The organism is Acinetobacter guillouiae, assembly GCF_002370525.2.
Lineage (GTDB): Bacteria > Pseudomonadota > Gammaproteobacteria > Pseudomonadales > Moraxellaceae > Acinetobacter > Acinetobacter guillouiae.
This window is the reverse complement of record NZ_AP014630.1, coordinates 947836-966589: the sequence shown is the minus strand read 5'-3', so window position 1 is coordinate 966589 and position 18754 is coordinate 947836. Positions and strand designations below refer to the sequence as shown.

Annotated in this window: 14 protein-coding genes; 6 read left to right on the top strand and 8 right to left on the bottom strand. The window is 37.6% G+C overall.

Annotated elements, in window-relative coordinates:
• Positions 1 to 169: 169 nt before the first annotated feature.
• Positions 170 to 1774, bottom strand: a complete 1605-nt coding sequence (locus tag AS4_RS04455) for an isocitrate lyase (protein WP_004722767.1) — start codon at positions 1772 to 1774, stop codon at positions 170 to 172.
• Between the two features lie 625 nt (positions 1775 to 2399).
• Between AS4_RS04455 and AS4_RS04450 the strand changes: the two genes are divergently transcribed.
• From AS4_RS04450 to AS4_RS04440, 3 genes are all read left to right on the top strand, one after another.
• A complete protein-coding gene (locus AS4_RS04450; RefSeq protein ID WP_004722769.1) occupies positions 2400 to 3389 on the top strand; it encodes a LysR family transcriptional regulator in 990 nt (329 codons plus the stop codon).
• 128 nt (positions 3390 to 3517) lie between these two features.
• Entirely contained in the window at positions 3518 to 4846 is a 1329-nt protein-coding gene (locus tag AS4_RS04445) for a hemolysin family protein (protein ID WP_096733341.1), read from the top strand.
• A gap of 395 nt (positions 4847 to 5241) precedes the next feature.
• The gene (locus AS4_RS04440; RefSeq protein WP_034611001.1) at positions 5242 to 6582 is read left to right on the top strand and encodes a CitMHS family transporter; all 1341 of its coding nucleotides are present in this window, start codon (positions 5242 to 5244) and stop codon (positions 6580 to 6582) included.
• Positions 6583 to 6682: 100 nt separating this feature from the next.
• On the opposite strand, the gene AS4_RS04435 is transcribed toward AS4_RS04440, so the two are convergent.
• Positions 6683 to 7183 (bottom strand): hypothetical protein, encoded by a 501-nt coding sequence (locus AS4_RS04435; protein WP_004819381.1) that lies wholly within the window; start codon positions 7181 to 7183, stop codon positions 6683 to 6685.
• A 510-nt stretch (positions 7184 to 7693) separates the two neighbouring features.
• Between AS4_RS04435 and AS4_RS04425 the strand changes: the two genes are divergently transcribed.
• Positions 7694 to 8704, top strand: a complete 1011-nt coding sequence (locus AS4_RS04425) for a zinc-binding alcohol dehydrogenase family protein (protein ID WP_096733339.1) — start codon at positions 7694 to 7696, stop codon at positions 8702 to 8704.
• 106 nt (positions 8705 to 8810) lie between these two features.
• Here AS4_RS04425 and AS4_RS04420 read toward each other — a convergent pair whose 3' ends face one another.
• Positions 8811 to 9803 carry an NAD(P)H-quinone oxidoreductase gene (locus tag AS4_RS04420; RefSeq protein WP_096733338.1) on the bottom strand — a complete coding sequence of 331 codons (993 nt, stop codon included), beginning with the start codon at positions 9801 to 9803 and terminating at the stop codon, positions 8811 to 8813.
• Between the two features lie 434 nt (positions 9804 to 10237).
• Here AS4_RS04420 and AS4_RS04415 point away from each other — a divergent pair, with 434 nt between their 5' ends.
• Positions 10238 to 10786, top strand: a complete 549-nt coding sequence (locus AS4_RS04415) for a DUF2239 family protein (RefSeq protein ID WP_096733337.1) — start codon at positions 10238 to 10240, stop codon at positions 10784 to 10786.
• Between the two features lie 93 nt (positions 10787 to 10879).
• Here the strand turns inward: AS4_RS04415 and AS4_RS04410 are convergent, their stop codons facing one another.
• The 3 genes from AS4_RS04410 to cysD all read right to left on the bottom strand — a co-directional run bounded on the left by AS4_RS04410 (position 10880) and on the right by cysD (position 14086).
• Complete coding sequence (locus AS4_RS04410) at positions 10880 to 11062, bottom strand: hypothetical protein (RefSeq protein WP_096733336.1); 183 nt, start codon at positions 11060 to 11062, stop codon at positions 10880 to 10882.
• A 371-nt stretch (positions 11063 to 11433) separates the two neighbouring features.
• Positions 11434 to 13047, bottom strand: a complete 1614-nt coding sequence (gene cysN, locus AS4_RS04405) for a sulfate adenylyltransferase subunit CysN (RefSeq protein ID WP_096733335.1) — start codon at positions 13045 to 13047, stop codon at positions 11434 to 11436.
• Positions 13048 to 13177: 130 nt separating this feature from the next.
• On the bottom strand, positions 13178 to 14086 hold the full coding sequence (cysD, locus tag AS4_RS04400; protein WP_171066897.1) for a sulfate adenylyltransferase subunit CysD: 909 nt from the start codon (positions 14084 to 14086) through the stop codon (positions 13178 to 13180).
• A 147-nt stretch (positions 14087 to 14233) separates the two neighbouring features.
• Here cysD and AS4_RS04395 point away from each other — a divergent pair, with 147 nt between their 5' ends.
• Entirely contained in the window at positions 14234 to 14680 is a 447-nt protein-coding gene (locus AS4_RS04395) for a GNAT family N-acetyltransferase (RefSeq protein ID WP_096733334.1), read from the top strand.
• Positions 14681 to 14862: 182 nt separating this feature from the next.
• Here the strand turns inward: AS4_RS04395 and AS4_RS04390 are convergent, their stop codons facing one another.
• Positions 14863 to 16335, bottom strand: coding sequence for a capsule assembly Wzi family protein (locus AS4_RS04390; protein WP_096733333.1), 1473 nt, complete (start codon positions 16333 to 16335; stop codon positions 14863 to 14865).
• A gap of 201 nt (positions 16336 to 16536) precedes the next feature.
• Positions 16537 to 18159: an inorganic phosphate transporter gene (locus AS4_RS04385; RefSeq protein WP_096733332.1), complete on the bottom strand. Its 1623-nt coding sequence runs from the start codon at positions 18157 to 18159 to the stop codon at positions 16537 to 16539.
• Positions 18160 to 18754 lie beyond the last annotated feature (595 nt).

Genomic DNA, 18754 nt, shown 5'->3' with positions numbered 1-18754 from the left:
AACTTTTCTAAAATCCGCTATTTGATACAGTCTTTAACGATGTTTTAACATCATCGATCTCGATTTAATTCAAACAACAATATGCTGTGTAAACTAAATCCTACAGTTAACTTATCATCTGCCATAAAAAAACCCAGCTTACGCTGGGTTTTTCGAATCAAATCAGTGCTTAGTGAGCAGCGAATTGGTTCATTGTGTTTTTAGCATCGTCATGCGCTTTAAGTGCATTGTCACCAGAGAAGATTTCTTTGTGATCATCACCGATGTCAGAACCCGCCATTGCTTGGTGTTTAACACAAGCAATACCACCACGGATTTCTTTACGTTGTACGCCAGCAACATAAGCCAACATACCTTCAGTACCGAAGTAACCTTGTGCAAGCTCATGAGTAGAAAGCGCAGCAGTATGGTAAGTCGGAAGTGTAATCAAGTGATGGAATACACCAGCTTCACGAGAAGCATCTGCTTGGAATGTACGGATTTTCGAGTCAGCATCAGCAGCCAATTCAGAAGCATCGTACTCAGCGCTCATTAATTTAGCACGGTCATAAGCAGAAACGTCTTTACCTTCAGCAACCCAACGATCGTAAGCTTGTTGACGGAAGTTTAAAGTCCAGTTGAATGATGGGCTGTTGTTATAAACAAGCTTCGCATTTGGAACTGTTTCACGTACACGGTTAACCATGTGTGCAATTTCTTCAACGTTTGGAGTCGCAGTTTCGATCCAAAGAAGATCTGCACCGTTTTGTAAGCTAGACACACAGTCAAGTACAACACGGTCAATTTGAGTACCTTCACGGAACTGATACAAGCCAGAAGCTAAACGCTTAGGACGGTGTAATTTACCATCACGTTTAATCAAGATTTCATCTTCTTGAGCATCAGCAATATCAATTTCAGTTGTGTCTAAGTAGCTGATATATTGAGAAGCAATATCACCTGGCTCTTTAACCACTGGGATTTTTTGAGTCAAGTCAGCGCCTTCAGAGTCAGTACGCGCAACGATGATACCGTCATCAAGACCCATTTCTAAGAATGCGTAACGTAATGCATGGATTTTAGAGATAAAGTCTTCATGTGGAACTGTTACTTTACCAGCTTGGTGACCACATTGTTTAGCATCAGATACTTGGTTTTCGATTTGTAGTGCACAAGCACCAGCTTCAATCATCTTACGTGCAAGTAAATAAGTCGCTTCTTCGTTACCGAAACCAGCATCGATGTCCGCAATAATTGGCACAACGTGAGTTTGGAAACCGTCGATTTGAGCAGTGATTTCAGCAGCTTTAGCAGTATCACCAGCTTCGTTTGCTTTTTTAAGTGCACGGAATAAATCGTTAAGTTCTTTCGCATCAGCTTGACGTAAGAATGTATAGATTTCAGCGATTAAAGCAGGTACAGAAGTTTTTTCGTGCATAGATTGGTCAGGAAGTGGACCGAATTCTGAACGAAGAGCAGCAACCATCCAACCAGAAAGGTAGATATAACGTTTGCTTGTAGTACCGAAATATTTTTTGTTTGCAATCATTTTTTGTTGTGCAATGAAACCATGCCAGCAACCTAAAGATTGAGTGTATTTGCTAGAGTCAGCATCATATTCAGCCATATCACGACGCATGATCGCAGCTGTATATTTAGCGATATCTAAACCAGTTTTGAATTGGTTTTGCATTTGCATACGCGCAGCATCTTCTGGGCTAATATCGCGCCATGTGCTTCCGAATTTTGCTTTTAATTCACGGATTGCATCAATCGCTGTTTGGTATGTAGTCATGATATGTTCCTGTAATAATATTAGGATTTCATCAATCGAAGAGCTAAATCCACTCGGTATTTGTTTGTACAGATTTAGAACACTTCGTTGTTATGGTCTTAGCTTAGATTGACTCCTCAAATTAATCCAATATTCTGAGTTAATTTTCAGTATTTATTTAAAAAATATGTAGATCAAAGTCGTATTATAATTATATAAGAAATCTCTAAACCTTTAATTTATAAAATCTTATACAAAATCCACTCATCTATTTTTTGCTTAAATAGCAGACAATTTGCTGATTTTATCGCTATTAGACTTAAGTCTGAGCTTGTAACAAAAAAACCAGAACTGGATTTTTTTGATATAAAAATACCCTGAATGATCAATAATCACACAAAGTATAATCGCCGAATTCAGCCATTGAGAAATAATGCTGTTGCTCAAAAATCTGCTGGTCTTGAGGTATAATGAGGAGATTAGGATTTATTCAAGCATGCATCTCAATTTAAAACCAAGACAATAAATCTTGATCCTTCTATAACAATAAATCGCCTGCTGTTTTTTTATCTACTTTTTACACAAAAGCATTTCCTTATGGCATAATCCCCTGTGATTTCTAAATTTTATTTTCGGTATTTTTTTTATGAATCTGGAGCGGGTCGATCTCAACCTCTTAATTTACCTTGACGTTCTTTTACGTGAAAAAAATGTGACTCGTGCTGCTGAACAGCTTGGTGTTACCCAACCCGCAATGAGTAATATTTTACGTCGTCTTCGTAATTTATTTAATGACCCTCTTTTAATTCGTTCTTCTGAAGGTATGACACCAACAGAACGTGCTTTAGAATTACAACCCCGCATCCGTGACGCACTGTCTGATTTATCGATGATTTTGGAACCTCGTACTGAGTTCCGACCTTATACTTCAAACCGTGTATTCCGTATTATGACCTCTGATTATGCCGAAGCGACACTTGTTCCTCGTCTAGTCAAAGCCTTGCGCTCAGAAGCACCGAATGTTGTACTCGACTTTTTAACACCAAGTGACGTGTCATATCGTGACATGGAACAAGGTAAAGTTGATTTAGCCATTAACCGTTTTAATGAAATCCCACAAAGCTTTCACCAAGTTTTAGTATGGCGTGACAGTTTCTCTTGCCTACTCAATAACAAACATCCTGCCTCGAGTAATTTAAATCTTAAAAGTTATTTAGATGCGCAACATATCTGGGTATCAAAAACAGGTATGGGGGTCGGTTTTGGTGTGAATCCTGAGAAACAAGCAGGATTGGGTTGGATTGATCAAGCTTTAGAGCGAATTGGTCAAAAGCGTAAAATTTCAGTCTTTACTCGTCATTATCAAATGCCAGCATTGTTGGCTTCAAATGTCGATTTGATTGCAACATTACCAACCCGTATCGCCCGTTTACAAGCCAAAAGCCAAAATTTACTCATTAAAGATCCGCCTTTTTATATTCCAGAATTTGAATTAAAAATGGCATGGTGCCCGTTACTTCATCATCATCCTGCACATCGTTGGTTACGCCAATTGATTCTTTATGTTGCACGTCAAATGATTGAAGAAGAAAATCGTGAATTTATGCAAAATAATTCGCATTTTTCTCAATATTAATAGGAATTTTCTTAAATTCTTATCATTTCAAGCTTATACTAATTCCAGATCGGTAGTGTGTTACTCACTACCACCCCCTTTTATGTGTTAAAAATATCTCATAATAATGATGATCCATAGGTGGATTCGTGAGCCTGTTCCAGAATATCCTAATCATCGCTGTCCTCATCGCAGGAGCTGGTTTTTTATCTTTAACTGAAATCGCCCTTGCAGGTGCGCGTAAAGTTAAACTCAAAATTCTTGCCGAATCTGGCGATGAGCGAGCACAAAAAGTCCTCGACTTACAGCAAAACTCTGCCGATTTCTTTGCCGCATCCCAAATTGGTTTAAATGCTGTTGCTATTCTTGGCGGTATTTTAGGTGAAGGTGCCTTTCGCCCTTATTTTCTTGAATTTGTCTCGCGTTTCTATATCGGAAATTGGACGGAAACCATTAGCTTTGTCCTCTCATTTACTTTAGTCACTTCACTGTTTATTCTTTTTGCCGATTTAATGCCAAAACGTATGGCAATGATTGCACCGGAAAAAATTGCGGTTTCAGTCATTAATCCCATCCAAATCTTTATCGTGGTCTGTAAACCCTTAGCGTGGTTTATCAATGCGGTGGCTAATTTGTTGTTCCGCTTGTTTAAAGTCAATACAACACGTGAAGACAACATTACCTTTGATGATATTTCAGCGGTGATGGATGCTGGTGCTCAGGCAGGTGTTTTACAAAAGCAAGAACATCATTTTATTGAAAATGTATTTGAACTTGAAGAACGTAATGTTCCATCTAGTATGACCCCACGTGAAAACGTGGTGTTTTTTACGTTAAAAGAACCAGAAGAAAGTATCCGCCAAAAACTGGCTGAATACCCTTATTCAAAGTTCCTGGTTTGTAATGAAACCATTGACCAAGTGATTGGCTATGTAGATGCCAAAGATATTTTGGTACGTATTCTGAATAACCAGAAAATTAATCAGCTACACGAATCAACTATTCGTACAGTATTAACCATTCCTGACTCATTGACCCTTTCTGAACTTCTTGATCGCTTCCGCTCAAGCAAAGAAAAATTTGCGGTAGTATTTAATGAATATGCACTTGTGGTTGGTGTTATTACCCTGTCAGATATCATGATCACAGTGATGGGCGACTGGGTTACACCAATGGATGAAGAGCTACAAATCATTAAACGAGATAACAACTCATGGTTGATCGATGGGAGTACTCCAATTGAAGACATGAAGCATGCCTTAGCCATTGATGAAATGCCAGATGAAGAAAACTATGAAACACTGGCAGGTTTTATGATGTATCAGTTAAGAAAAATTCCCAAACCAGCTGACACGGTGATTTTTGGTGGTTATAAATTTGAAGTGGTCGATGTAGATCATTTTAAAATTGACCAGCTACTTGTCACTCGATTACTTGAAAAAGCAGAACCATCAGCCTCAGAAAATTCTTCACAGTAAGTTTCTTTAGCGTATTTAAAGCTTAGCAATTACCTTGCTAAGCTTTTTTTATGCAAAGCAGTACTTCAATATTAAAACTTCCAGAGCGTCTTTGATTAGATTATGCGCTTTTGATTTATAAATTTTAAAAATATGAAAATTAACATGAACTCAATTCCTAAAAACCAAAAATATAATAAACATATAAATCAACAATATATAATTTATAACCATTTTGGTGCAAAAATAATATTCATTTTTAAATATCTGTTTTGAATACTCTATTTATTTAAAAAATAGTACTGAATTCAGTATTTCTACAAGGATATTTTAATTTAATCAAATAACTATTAGCATGCTTCTGCTTAAAAAACTAAAAGACTTCTGTTAAAAAAGTCTCATTCAAGGATCGAACTATGCTAACCGTATTAGGTTTGGGCATGATTTTGTGCTTTATGTACTTAATCATGTCTAGACGAATGACTGCGCTTGCAGCACTCACACTTATTCCAATTTTATTTGCATTAATCGCTTACGGTCTTAGCTTCTATTTCGACAGCCTTGGGCATTTAGAAATCAAACAGCTCGGTGAAATGATGCTTGATGGTGTGAAAAAACTTGCACCAACAGGCGTAATGCTACTTTTTGCAATTCTCTATTTTGCCATCATGATTGACACGGGATTATTTGATCCTTCTGTAAAGTTCATCTTAAAGCTGGTCAAAGGTGATCCCCTTAAAGTCGTTATTGGTACCATTACCCTGACACTCATCGTATCTCTTGATGGTGATGGTTCAACCACCTACATGATTTGTGTGGCAGCAATGCTCCCACTCTATAAAAAATTAGGTATGAGCCCGCTGATTATGGCGTGTTTAATGATGCTGGCAAGTGGGATCATGAACCTTACCCCTTGGGGTGGACCAACGGCACGTGCTGCAAGTGCGCTGCATGTAGAGGCCAGTGAAATCTTTGTGCCTATGGTTTTACCAATGCTGGTTGCTATTCTTTGGCTCTATTTTGTCGGTTTTATGTATGGCCGTATGGAACGTAAACGCTTAGGTATTATTGAACTTGATGTTAGTCATGGTGATGACATTCAAATTTCAACGAACCCGGAAGCAAATCGTGCACACTTAAGATGGTTCAATGGCTTATTAACCGTTGTACTGATGATCTGTTTGGTGAAAGGTGTGTTGCCTTTACCGATCTTATTTATGATCGCGCTTTGTATTGCATTGGTGGTGAACTATAAAGATGTCGATATGCAAAAATCTTTGGTTGCCCATCATGCAGGCAGTGCCCTAAACGTTGTAGGTATTATTTTTGCCGCAGGGATTTTTACTGGGATTCTTTCAGGGACAGGTATGGTTGATGCGATGTCGAAAGAATTGGTGGCGATTATTCCACAAAGTATGGGGCCTTTCTTAGCACCAATTACTGCTGTGATTAGTATGCCTTTGACCTTCTTTATGTCGAATGATGCTTTCTATTATGGGGTGTTACCGATCCTTTCAGAAGCAGCAAGTCATTATGGTATTACACCTGTAGAAATGGCACGTGCTTCAATTGTCGGCCAACCTGTGCACTTACTGTCACCATTGGTTCCTTCTACCTATTTGTTATGTGGATTGGCTGGTATCGAATTTGGACAGCATCAGAAGTTCACCATTAAATGGGCGATTCTGACCTGTTTGGTAATGCTGGTTGCAGCCATGCTGCTCGGTGTATTCCCACTCTATTCAACACTTCACTAATAGACAAAAGCCGATATTTATATCGGCTTTTTTTCATTTTAAATAGATTATTTTCATCATCATCTATTTAAAATAATGATTTATTTACAATCAAATCCAATTAAGGATGAATCAAGACATCGAGCAACGCTTGATAATGAATTGAAATGTCATCTTCTAAAATTTTATAGGCACTATCGAACTGCACCATTGGCCAGCCTTCTTTCCAGAAAGGAAAAATATTATGCAGGTCACGCGTCACGGTGGCATCTTCACGAATAATCGCTTGAGCAACTTGCGATAGCACTTGAGCAGTTTCTGCACCATCAATGGCTAAATAATCGATACCTTTAGCTTTTAAAATACGAACACGATCTTTCTTATAACGAATTTTCTTGGCTTGCGCTTCATTTAAATTTAAAGCCAAAGTCACTGCTTCAACAAGTTTGTCTTCAAAGCTTTGATGTAAAGCAACCAATGCCTGTTTATGTGCTTCTTGACGCCCTGCTTTTCCACCATCACGAATGATTTTTTGTGCTTCAACATTCAGTTCATCCGATTTCATCGACTGAAGAATGTCTAAAATTTCAATATCACTTAATGAAGCAGAAGAATCTGTCATGGGAGTCCTAAAACAAAAATAAATAGAAACTCTATTTTCGCACAATTTTAAAATTAAGTCAGAGATAATGTTACTCTACTGCGATGTATCTCGACCTGATCAAATAATAATAAAGGATGATAATTTAATGTCTGTTTTAGCCCTACTCGCTTGTACCAGTTTTTATTCCACCTTGTATCTCATCTATTTTTATTTTGCTCAACAACCACGACCTCTTTTCCTTATATTGGTAGTGAGTTTACTCATATTTGCTTACCTAATTACCCCTGCGGCTGATCAAAAGGGACGACAACCATTTAACCGCACCTTGAATCATGAAAATTGGCTGATTTTGCCGCTTTACACATGCCGGCAATTATTTATCTTGCCTATACGCTTACTACTGTCCAAATTTTTTGATTAAGACCATTCGATAAAATCCTATCAATAAGCATAAACTGACAATTTTTTGCTTTCTTAATTGAGATTTTTTTGCTATTGATTTGATATGCCAATAAAAAGTGAAACCTTATGAAAGCTGTTGCTTATAAAAAACCATTCGCAATTTCAGAAGCCAATGTTTTTTCCGAAATCGAAATCGAACAGCCAGTTGCAACAGGTCATGACTTACTGATTGAGGTCAAAGCCATTTCAATCAATCCAGTCGATATCAAAATGCGACAGCGTACTTCGCCAGACAATGATACTTGGAAAATTTTGGGTCATGATGCGGTTGGGATCGTGAAAGCAATCGGAGAAAAAGTTCAAAATTTTAAAGTGGGTGATGAAGTTTTTTATGCGGGTTCAAACCAAAGACAAGGTTCTTATGCTGAATTTCAATTGGTCGATGAACGTATCGTTGGACTAAAACCTAAATCATTGAGTGATGCAGAAGCCGCAGCCTTACCTTTAACGTCGCTCACCGCATATGAAATGTTATTTGACCGTTTAAAAATCCAAGACACCAAAGTTGAAAAACCTGTGATTTTAGTCATTGGCGCTGCAGGCGGTGTAGGATCTATTACGGTTCAATTGTTAAAAGTACTGACTGAATTTACTGTTATTGCCACAGCTTCCCGCCCTGAATCTAAAGCATGGCTGACTGAAATTGGCGCAGATTATATTGTGGATCATAGCCAACCATTAGAACAGCAAATCCTAGACTTGAATATTGGGCTACCTCATTATATTTTTTCAATTAATGGTACAGGGCGATATACACAAGCCATTGCCAATTTGATTGCACCCCAAGGTCATTTTGGTTTAATTGATGATCCTGAAAACTTTATCATTAACCCGTTTAAAGTTAAGTCTGTTTCTGTTCATTGGGAATCGATGTTTACCCGCTCTACATTCCAAACCAAAGATCTCAGCCGACAAGGTGATATTTTAAATAAAGTTTCAAAATTAGTAGATGATCAAAGAATCAAAACTACTTTGGGACAAAACCTCGGTCAAATCAATGTTGAGCATATAACCCAAGCTCATACACTGATTGAGTCAGGTAAAAGCATTGGTAAGATCGTATTAGCAGGCTTTTAATCGCTGGTTTTTAATGGCGACTTCAATCTGTATGAGTTAGATTGAAGTCGCCTTACACATTCATAAACAATGGCAAATGTTTAAAGCTTTGTATAACAACGCGATCTTAAATCACTTCCACTACAACTTTACCAATATGCTCACCTGTATCCATACATGCATGTGCAGCTTGGATCTGATCAAACTTAAATGTTTTATAAATCATGGGTAAGCATTCACCTTTTGCCCACAATGGAACCACATGTTCCATCAAACCTTTGGCAATTTCAGCTTTTTCAGCAGTTGTACGCGCACGCATAGTTGAACCAGTAATAGTGAGGCGTTTCATCATAATCTGCCCCAATTTTACCTCTTTGGCCTTTGCACCACCCAAAAATGCGATATAAACCAAACGCCCATCTCTACGAAGTAGGTTTAGATTTTGATCTAGATAAGGCGCCCCAACCATATCAAGAATAATATCGACACCCTCATTTTGGGTCTTTTCATGAATGACCTGTTCAAAGTCTTGAGTTTTATAATTAATCGCATCGGTCAAATGATGAATGGCTTGAATCTTCTCATTAGAACCTACAGTTGCAAAGCTTTTCAAACCGAATGATTGCGCTAACATTAATGCGGTTGTACCAATACCACTTGAGCCACCATGTACCAATAGTGTTTCACCTGCTTTGGCATGCGCCATTTGAAAAACATTGGCCCATACGGTAAAGAAGGTTTCAGGTATTGCTGCAGCTTGAACAAAACTTACAGCTTCTGGAATATTAATGGTTTGAGATTCTGGCACGACACAATATTCTGCATAACCACCGCCGTTGGTCAGTCCACAAACCTTATCTCCCACTGTGAATAAAGTGACTTTTTCTCCTACTGCAATCACCTCTCCAGCAACTTCCAAACCAGGGACAGGTGTCACCCCTTTTGGCATAGGATATAAGCCTTGACGCTGTAAAATATCGGGCCGATTAATCCCAAATGCATGGACTTTAACCAAAACTTCATCTGCTTTGGGTTGAGGAATTTCTACCGTTTCATAAGCCAGTTTTTCTATACCACCTGGTTCTGTAATAATGACCTGTTGCATGTTATTTGTAGACATACTTTCTTTCCTATTCCATTCATTGCTTTTCATGTTTTCTGTATTTGAACATAAACCAGTGCACGTGCAAATATTTCGCCACCAATGTCTACAAAATAGCGTGGGTATCCTTACAAAAATATAATTTTCAATTATTTATACAAATGGCTTCAAACAGATAAAGACATAAGAACAAAGATCAAAAACAAACGATGTTGCTGATTTTACAGATAACCATGCGCTCGCTTATGGTTTAAAAATAGGTTATCGCTTTTAACTCATTATATTTTTTGCAAGTAAGCATTTAATTCTTAACGATTTACATGCTTTTTTATTGCCATTTTTAAGCATCAAAAATCATATTGATCATTTTTTGTTTGCTAATTTAATTTTACCCTGATAATATTCAAACACAAATTAGTTTTACCCAGATAAAAATATCTAAAGGTTTTAAAATGAATACTGAAAACACCTACACCGCCTTTATTGGCAATGACCGTTTAATCACTGATTCTTTGTTAAACGTGGCATTAACCATTAAGACTCAACAAAACACCTCCACACCTGTGTTGATTTTTAATGATCAAACGGGCCAAGCCATTGATGTTAATACCATAGGCTCTACAGCCGATATTCAACAACGTTATGCTGAACCTGAAGCGGTTAAAAAAGTTGGACGTCCTAAATTAGGGGTGATTTCTCGTGAAATCACTTTGCAGCAAAAACATTGGGATTGGTTAGATCAACAAAGCTCTAGTGCATCTGCTGTAATTCGAAAATTGATTGACCAAGAGTTAAATAACCCCGATTCAGCAAGTAATAAAATGTTGGCAAAACAGGCAACTGATCGTTTTATGTCAGCAATGTCAGGCAATATGCCAAACTATGAGGAAGCCACTCGTGCTTTATATCAAGGTAATCAAGCGTTGTTTTTAGAATTGATTCACGACTATCCAAAAGATTTACGGGCGTATTTGATTTTAAAAACGCAACATGCTTTTTAACTACAATATTCGTAACTATATAAAAATAAAATGCGCTAAGCCTTTGGGATTAGCGCATTTTTTATAATGATCGGCACACGATTGATCATTAAATTATTTTTGTTGTTCGGACTCATCACAAGCTTGTTTTAAACGTTGCATTGCCATCGGATCCATAGGTGCCGTCATCATTGCATGATAGTTTCGGCATTCTTTGGTCGGCTCCTGTATTTTCGATTGGTTTGAGACACAGGCTGTCAATACACTTGCAATACCAATTAGGAAAAATGTTTTCATTACATGACCTATAATTAAATCTTAACCTGAATTAAAACTAAATTTTATTGCTTGTACTGTTGCAAGTCTGTTTTGATCGGATTCCATAAATGTTAATTCTTCTTATTTTAAAACTTACACAGCCGTACTGTTTATTGAAGTTCTAAATATATTTAGCCGAGCGCTGCAAAAAGTATTACTGGACTTTTGCTTAGAATAGTAATTTAAAAATCTTTTTATTTATAACAAGATACACATTCTAAGTCTTAAATAACACAAAATTAAAAAATGCTTTAATCTATATGATATTGATTAGTTTTATCTTGTATATATTAAATTTTTTGCATAAAAAACCCACTCTGCAGTGGGCTTGTTTCAATCAATCCAATCTGTTAAAGACGAACCAATTCCACAATTTTTTCAGCCAATTCTTCAACTGCTTCTTGAGCAAATGCTACATCAGCACCCTGTTCAACATCCGTTACTACCACAACACCAGTTTGACGAAGCAATGCAACTTGATCGCTTGATAAACCTGCTTTTGCAAACGCAACAACACCTTGTTGAATCAATAAGCTTTCAAGAGATTGTGCATGTTCAAGTGCTAGAGCAGATACAGCAACCACAGCTGGTTTTTGACCTAAACGTGCAGCACGCGCTTCAGCAGTGACAGGTTCATTGTGTGCAGTCCATTCAACTGCAGCTTCAACCATACCCGCACCAACAGTCACATTACTTAAACGGTCAATAAAGATAAAAGAACCTGTATAACGACTGTCATGATAACGGTCAAATACCACTGGTGCATCAAACTCAATCGTTACATCTGCAATCGCATTTAAATCAAGCTGTTCAACTTGCATTTTTTCCAATGTGTTGACATTGGTACGATAGTTAATCTTTGCAACCTTAGCCGGAATGGTTTGTGTACCAAACTTCACATTATAAAGTTTGCCCAACACTAAAGGTTGATCAGTCATCCATACGACTGTTGCACGAGCAGAACGTGAAATGAGCGGTTGCTCACCTGCTTTGACCAAGACATTACCACGCGAAATATCAATTTCATCATTCAAGGTCAAAGTCACTGCTTGACCAGCAATTGCATGTGCTAAATTGCCATCAAAAGTGACTATTTCTTTCACTGTTGATTTCTTACCAGACGGTAAAGCCACAATTTCATCGCCAACTTTCACTTCACCTAAAGCAATCGTACCGCAGAAACCACGGAAATCGAGGTTAGGACGGTTCACATATTGCACAGGGAAGCGGAATTCATGTTTGCTTACATCATGTGTAATTTCAACAGTTTCCAATGTTTCCATCAAGGTTTTACCTTGATACCACGGCGTATTTTCGGATTTATTTACAACGTTATCGCCATTCAATGCAGAAATTGGCGAGAAGATGATATTGGCAGGTTTACGCTCACCCAATTGATTAACAAAATTATTGTACTCAACTTGAATTTCATTGAAACGCGCTTCAGAGAATTCAACTAAGTCCATTTTGTTAATCGCAACTACGATATTACGAATACCCAATAGGCTCGCAATAAAGGTATGACGACGAGTCTGTGTTTGTACGCCATAACGAGCATCAATTAAGATGATTGCAAGATCTGCGGTAGATGCGCCTGTGGCCATGTTACGGGTATATTGCTCATGCCCTGGGGTATCGGCAATGATAAACTTACGCTTTTCAGTAGAAAAATAACGATAAGCCACATCAATGGTAATACCTTGCTCACGTTCAGCTTGTAAACCGTCGACAAGCAAGGCCAAATCAGGTGCATCACCTGTTGTACCCACTTTTTTAGAATCACGGGTTACTGCTTGTAATTGATCTTCATAAATCAATTTTGAATCGTAAAGTAAACGACCAATTAACGTTGATTTACCATCATCAACATTACCGCAAGTCAAAAATCTTAACAGGTCTTTATTTTCGTGCTGTTTTAAATATGCCAAGATATCTTGGCTAATTAATTCTGATTGATGAGACATTGCTCAAAGCTCCACAATATTTTGAAATCGGTTGCTATATCTTTAAATCCTCCTAAGTCCTCCATTTTCTTGCTGGAGTTCCCCCCTCTTTTATAAAGAGGGGTTAGGGGGAGATTCATATAAAAAATACTTAGAAATAGCCTTCTTGCTTTTTCTTTTCCATCGAACCTGCTTCATCATGGTCAATCATACGACCTTGACGTTCAGAGCTTGTGGCTAAAAGCATTTCTTGGATAATTTCAGGCAGTGTTGTTGCTGTTGATTCAACAGCACCTGTCAACGGGTAACAGCCCAAAGTACGGAAACGTACCGATTTCATTTGTGGAACTTCACCTTCTTTTAAACGCATACGTTCATCATCTACCATGATCAACGTACCACTACGTTCAACAACTGGACGTTCAGCTGCTAAATACAAAGGTACCAAAGGAATACTTTCTTGGTAGATATATTGCCAAATGTCTAACTCAGTCCAGTTTGACAATGGAAATACACGGATACTCTCGCCTTTATTGACTTTACCGTTATAAAGATTCCAAAGCTCTGGACGTTGGTTTTTAGGATCCCAACGATGTTTAGCATCACGGAAAGAATAAACACGTTCTTTTGCACGTGACTTTTCTTCATCACGGCGTGCGCCACCAAATGCAGCATCAAACTGATATTTATCCAATGCCTGTTTTAAGCCTTGGGTTTTCATAATATCGGTATATTTTGAGCTACCATAATCAAATGGGTTTACGCCTGCATCTTTACCTTCTTTGTTTTGATGCACGATCAGATCAAAACCGTGTTCTTTTGCCATGTTGTCACGGAATTTAATCATGTCCTTAAACTTCCAACCTGTGTCGACATGCAACAGTGGGAAAGGAAGTTTAGCAGGATAAAATGCTTTTAAAGCAAGATGCAGCATGACAGCTGAGTCTTTCCCGATTGAGTAAAGCATCACTGGATTTTCAAACTCAGCAGCAACTTCACGGATGATATGAATACTCTCAGCTTCAAGCTGTTTTAGATGAGTAAGTCTTTCCTCAGATATAGGCATTGACAGCACCAGCTCACAAAAACGTGTACTTATTACACATATTAAAATTTATATTCATTATAGTGATTTACACCTCAACCCTTTTGCTTGTTTTTTTATATTCATATATAAAAACATCATAAGCAACAACAAGAGATCGGCATGACCACACAAATTATTGCGCTAGAACAGATTGATTTTGAGCAATGGCTTCCACTTTGGCGCGGCTATTTAACATTTTATAAATCACAACTCAGTGACGAACAAATAAGATTATCATGGAAGCGAATCACAAATCCTGAACAAGCTGATATGTTTGGTTTTGCCATCAAAGTAAATGGTCAGGTGGTTGGCTTTGTACATTTGATTGCACATATGAGCATGTGGACAGATTTACCCTATTGTTATCTACAAGATTTATTTGTGGATGAAGCTTTTAGGAATCGAGGTTTAGCACGACAATTAATTGAGCATTGTTATCAGGTCTGCGCAACAAAGTTTGACCGTGTTTATTGGCTCACTCAAGAATCCAATATTAGCGCCCAACACCTTTATGATCGTATTGCGAGTAAAACAGGATTTATCCAATATAAAAAAGCATTAGCATAAAAAAGCTCACCTTTTTCAAGTCAGCCTTTAAAAAAATTGAAGATCTGCATATCAAATAGCTCAACCAACAATTTAAAACTAAAAATCGCTTCTAGAATTTAAAGAAGCGATTTTAGCTTAGTCCCAACTTATCAAACTGTATATGCTTAAAATTAGATATATACAGCCCGACAACTCAGGGCTTAATGGCCGAATAATGCTTTATCTAAAGGAATTTCAATTCCTACAGAAGCACCTGCATCATTGCCATGTACATCAGAATCACTCACCCAGCCATTAATTTTTAATGGCATAGTCGGTTTAATATAATGTGTCCAAGTTAAATCTAATGCTTTAATTTTGTCTTTTTCTGGGAAGGCTAAGTTGATTTGCTTATCACCAAAGAGAGCAGCAGATTGGTTGACTTTGGCATAGATTGCACGACCAGATAAACGATTCATCACATCAAAGCGAATATCACCACCGACAGAAATCATTTCACCATCACCACCCATTGCATGCCCCAATGGGAAACCTTGTTGGTAATAACCATCTTTATAAACATGATGACTATAAGAAACACCTAATGGATCACCATTTGTTTCTGTATTCGCCCATTCAACATAAAGCTGGTACGGCAAATTTTTAAAACTTGAGGAATAGTCAGCACCAGCTAAATACATTTTTTTAGAGGGTAGTAAACCCGCTTCATCTTCCCCAATATATTGCCCATAAAAACTCATCGGAACATTCAGCAAAGATTGAAGATTTAAACGCGCATCAAATCCAGCAAGCTGGTTGGATGGATTACCCACCCCCGTACAGGTGCTATCTGCACACTCATTGTCTTTTCCAATAAAAGCATTCCAATAAGCTTTTGCACTTCCTGGTTGACCTTCCCCATCAATTTGGAAAGCACGTGATGCACCAATTTCTAAATAAGGTAAAGGTTGTGCAGTTAAGCGCAATCCCATTAAACGTGCATCAGGTACAGCCGTATAATCATTTAACTGTCCAGCAAATGCTTGATATTGCCAAGGACCAATCCAAGATAACCATTTAGATTCAAAAGCCTTTTGTTCAGCACGTTGTACAGTAAAACCATAAACTGGACGGCTGGCATCACCACGAATCAAACTACCATCATGTCCTGGCCCCCAATATGTTGGGATTTGACCCGCAATAACCCACTGATTCCATAGTTTTCCTGCAATGTATGAACCTTCCACATTGACATCTTGGCCGTTATCAATTTGCGGATCTTTTTCACCATTAACACGAAGCTTTGCATCCCAGTTTTCACCGCCTGCATTAAATTCTAATGAACCCACATACTGTGCTTTTGCACTATCCCCAAAAGCTTGAGGAATATTTTTTTGATCAGTTTCAGCAAACAAACCTAATTTTGCGGTTTGATTATCTGCTTTTAGTGCATTTTGAATTGAATCAATAACTTTTTGTTGGGTATTGTTTAAAACTTTTGCTTGAGATAAGGCACGTTGAATTTCATCCCCACTCATTGGCCAAGTCGATGTACTGATTTGAATCACACCTTGCTGATTTAACCAGTTCAAATCTGTGCGAAGATCTTCATTATTTAATACGATTCCCTGTGCAAATACAGGTAAAGACATTCCAAGTAATACAGCAGCACAAAGTGATTTTCTTAAATACATGCTCATTTTTCTCAAGTTTGATTTACAACCACACCTTAATTTTTTTATAAGTTTTTTTCAATGGTGAAATTGTGTTATTCATATTTTAAAATTCCATTATCCAAATAAAAAAAAGTGCACCAAAGTGCACTCATTTTCTTTTAAATTCAGATAATAACGATCATTCAGCTTTTAACATAATCGCCATCTCTAGCTTTTAAATTAAAATACTTTTAAAAATAGCCAGAATAAACCACCTGATAAACAAATCGTTGCAGGTAAGGTAAAAATCCATGCAGAAAGAATCGTTTTGACTGTTGCAAAATTCAATCCAGTTTTATTGGCAACCATGGTTCCCGCAACCGCACTGTTGAGTACATGAGTCGTTGAAACGGGTAAACCAAAACCATCTGCAGCAGCGATTGTCGACATTGCCACAAGTTCAGCAGACATCCCTTGACCATAGGTCATATGATGTTTACCAATACGCTCGCCCACAGTAACCACAATACGTTTCCAACCCACCATTGTTCCTAAACCCAGTGCCAATGCCACAGCAACTTTTACCCAGTTTGGAATATATTGAAGGAAAGAATCTAAGTTTTTGCGATATTCTTTTACCACTTTGCCTTGAGCTTCATCCATTTTTGGAAGTTGATCCGCTTTATCTAAGCGTTTAAAAGCCGTGGTGCTTAAGTACATATCATTGCGTAATGAAGATACTTCAGCTTCTGGGATATCTTTGAGATCACCAAATTTACCAACACGCTCGCCTAAATGATCAGTCAAACTGGCCAACGCAGGAACAACTTCGGGATTCATTTCTTTGGTTTGGATAAATTTAGTAATGGTTACACGCGCTTGTTCATCTGGAATATCAGCATGCTGTGCATAAATTGCCGTTGCAGTTTGACCAGACAATTGTGAGAATGACTGTAAATGCTGTTGGTCTAATCCTCTATTCAACGAATAAGCCAAAGGCACAATACCAATCAAAATCAGCATGATTAAACCCATACCTTTTTGCCCGTCATTTGAACCATGTGCAAAGCTTACACCGGTACAGGTGAAAATCAGAATCGCACGAATCAAAGGTGGTGGTGGTTTATTGCCTTCAGGGGGTTGGAACAACTCAAGTTGTTTTTTAAATATTTTTTTAACAATCAAAAAGACAATTGCTGCAAATGCAAAACCAATCAAAGGAGAAAACAGTAATGCTTTACCCACTTTAAGCACTTGATCCATGTCTACACCACTTGCACCCGTTGAAGCGTGCAAAATGTAGTTCATGATGCCTACACCCAAAATTGAGCCAATCAAAGTGTGAGAGCTTGATGCCGGAATACCTAAGAACCAAGTGCCTAAATTCCACAGAATCGCCGCAATCAGCATGGCAAAAACCATAGCAAAACCAGCGCCACTGCCTACATTCATGATCAGTTCAACAGGAAGTAAGGCAATAATTCCATACGCAACTGCGCCACTGGCAACCATTACCCCAAGGAAGTTACAAAAGCCTGCCCACATCACGGCTACAGGTGCAGGCAATGCATTGGTATAGATCACGGTTGCTACAGCATTGGCTGTATCATGAAAACCATTTACAAACTCAAAACCCAAAGCGATAAATAACGCTGTCGCTAAAAGAATCACTGAATAAAGGCTTAACGGTGGAACATGTGCTAAATCTGCACTAACTTGCACCCCAATATAAATCAAGGTAGCAATGATAATCGTCAGAAACACCGGCATAAAAAATTTCGGTGTAGGTACATGTACATTCGTCGATTTAGCAGCTTGAGACGATTGTGCAGAATCTGAGACGGGAGGTAAATTCGAATTCATGCAGAAAGTTAGCGAATATTAGAATGCGCTTATTGTTCAATTAAATTGTGACAATTATATGACAAATAGAGGTCATATGAAGTGAAATTTATAATTATTTCACCTCAGTATTTCGCTACATAAGCGACAAAATTAATATTTTTATTATTTATAATTAGTATCTTACACTGATAAATTCAATATAACTTAAGCAAAATATTATATTTCAGACTGAAATAATATTTGTAATATTTCAGACCAATTTAAGTTATTCATCATTTGGCATTACCATTTTTCATGAAATTTATGACAAATTGATGAAAAAACAAACATGCTTTTAACTTTATTTTTAAATATTTTCCAATAAATCCCGTTTACTGAATCTATGCAAGTTTAACGCCAACAATTTTCCTTTCACTAAAGTACTCTGCCTGATCAAAAAATCGTCTTGAATTGCATGTGTTAGACAAATAATGTGTGAAAAAATAAAGAGATCATCCAAGTAATTTTTCACACACTTTTTAACAGCTTGCTCTAACAGATTAAGCAATCATTCACTTTTCAATTTCTAGTTTGAATAAAAAACTCAGCGTTCTGTAAACACTGAGTTTTTGAC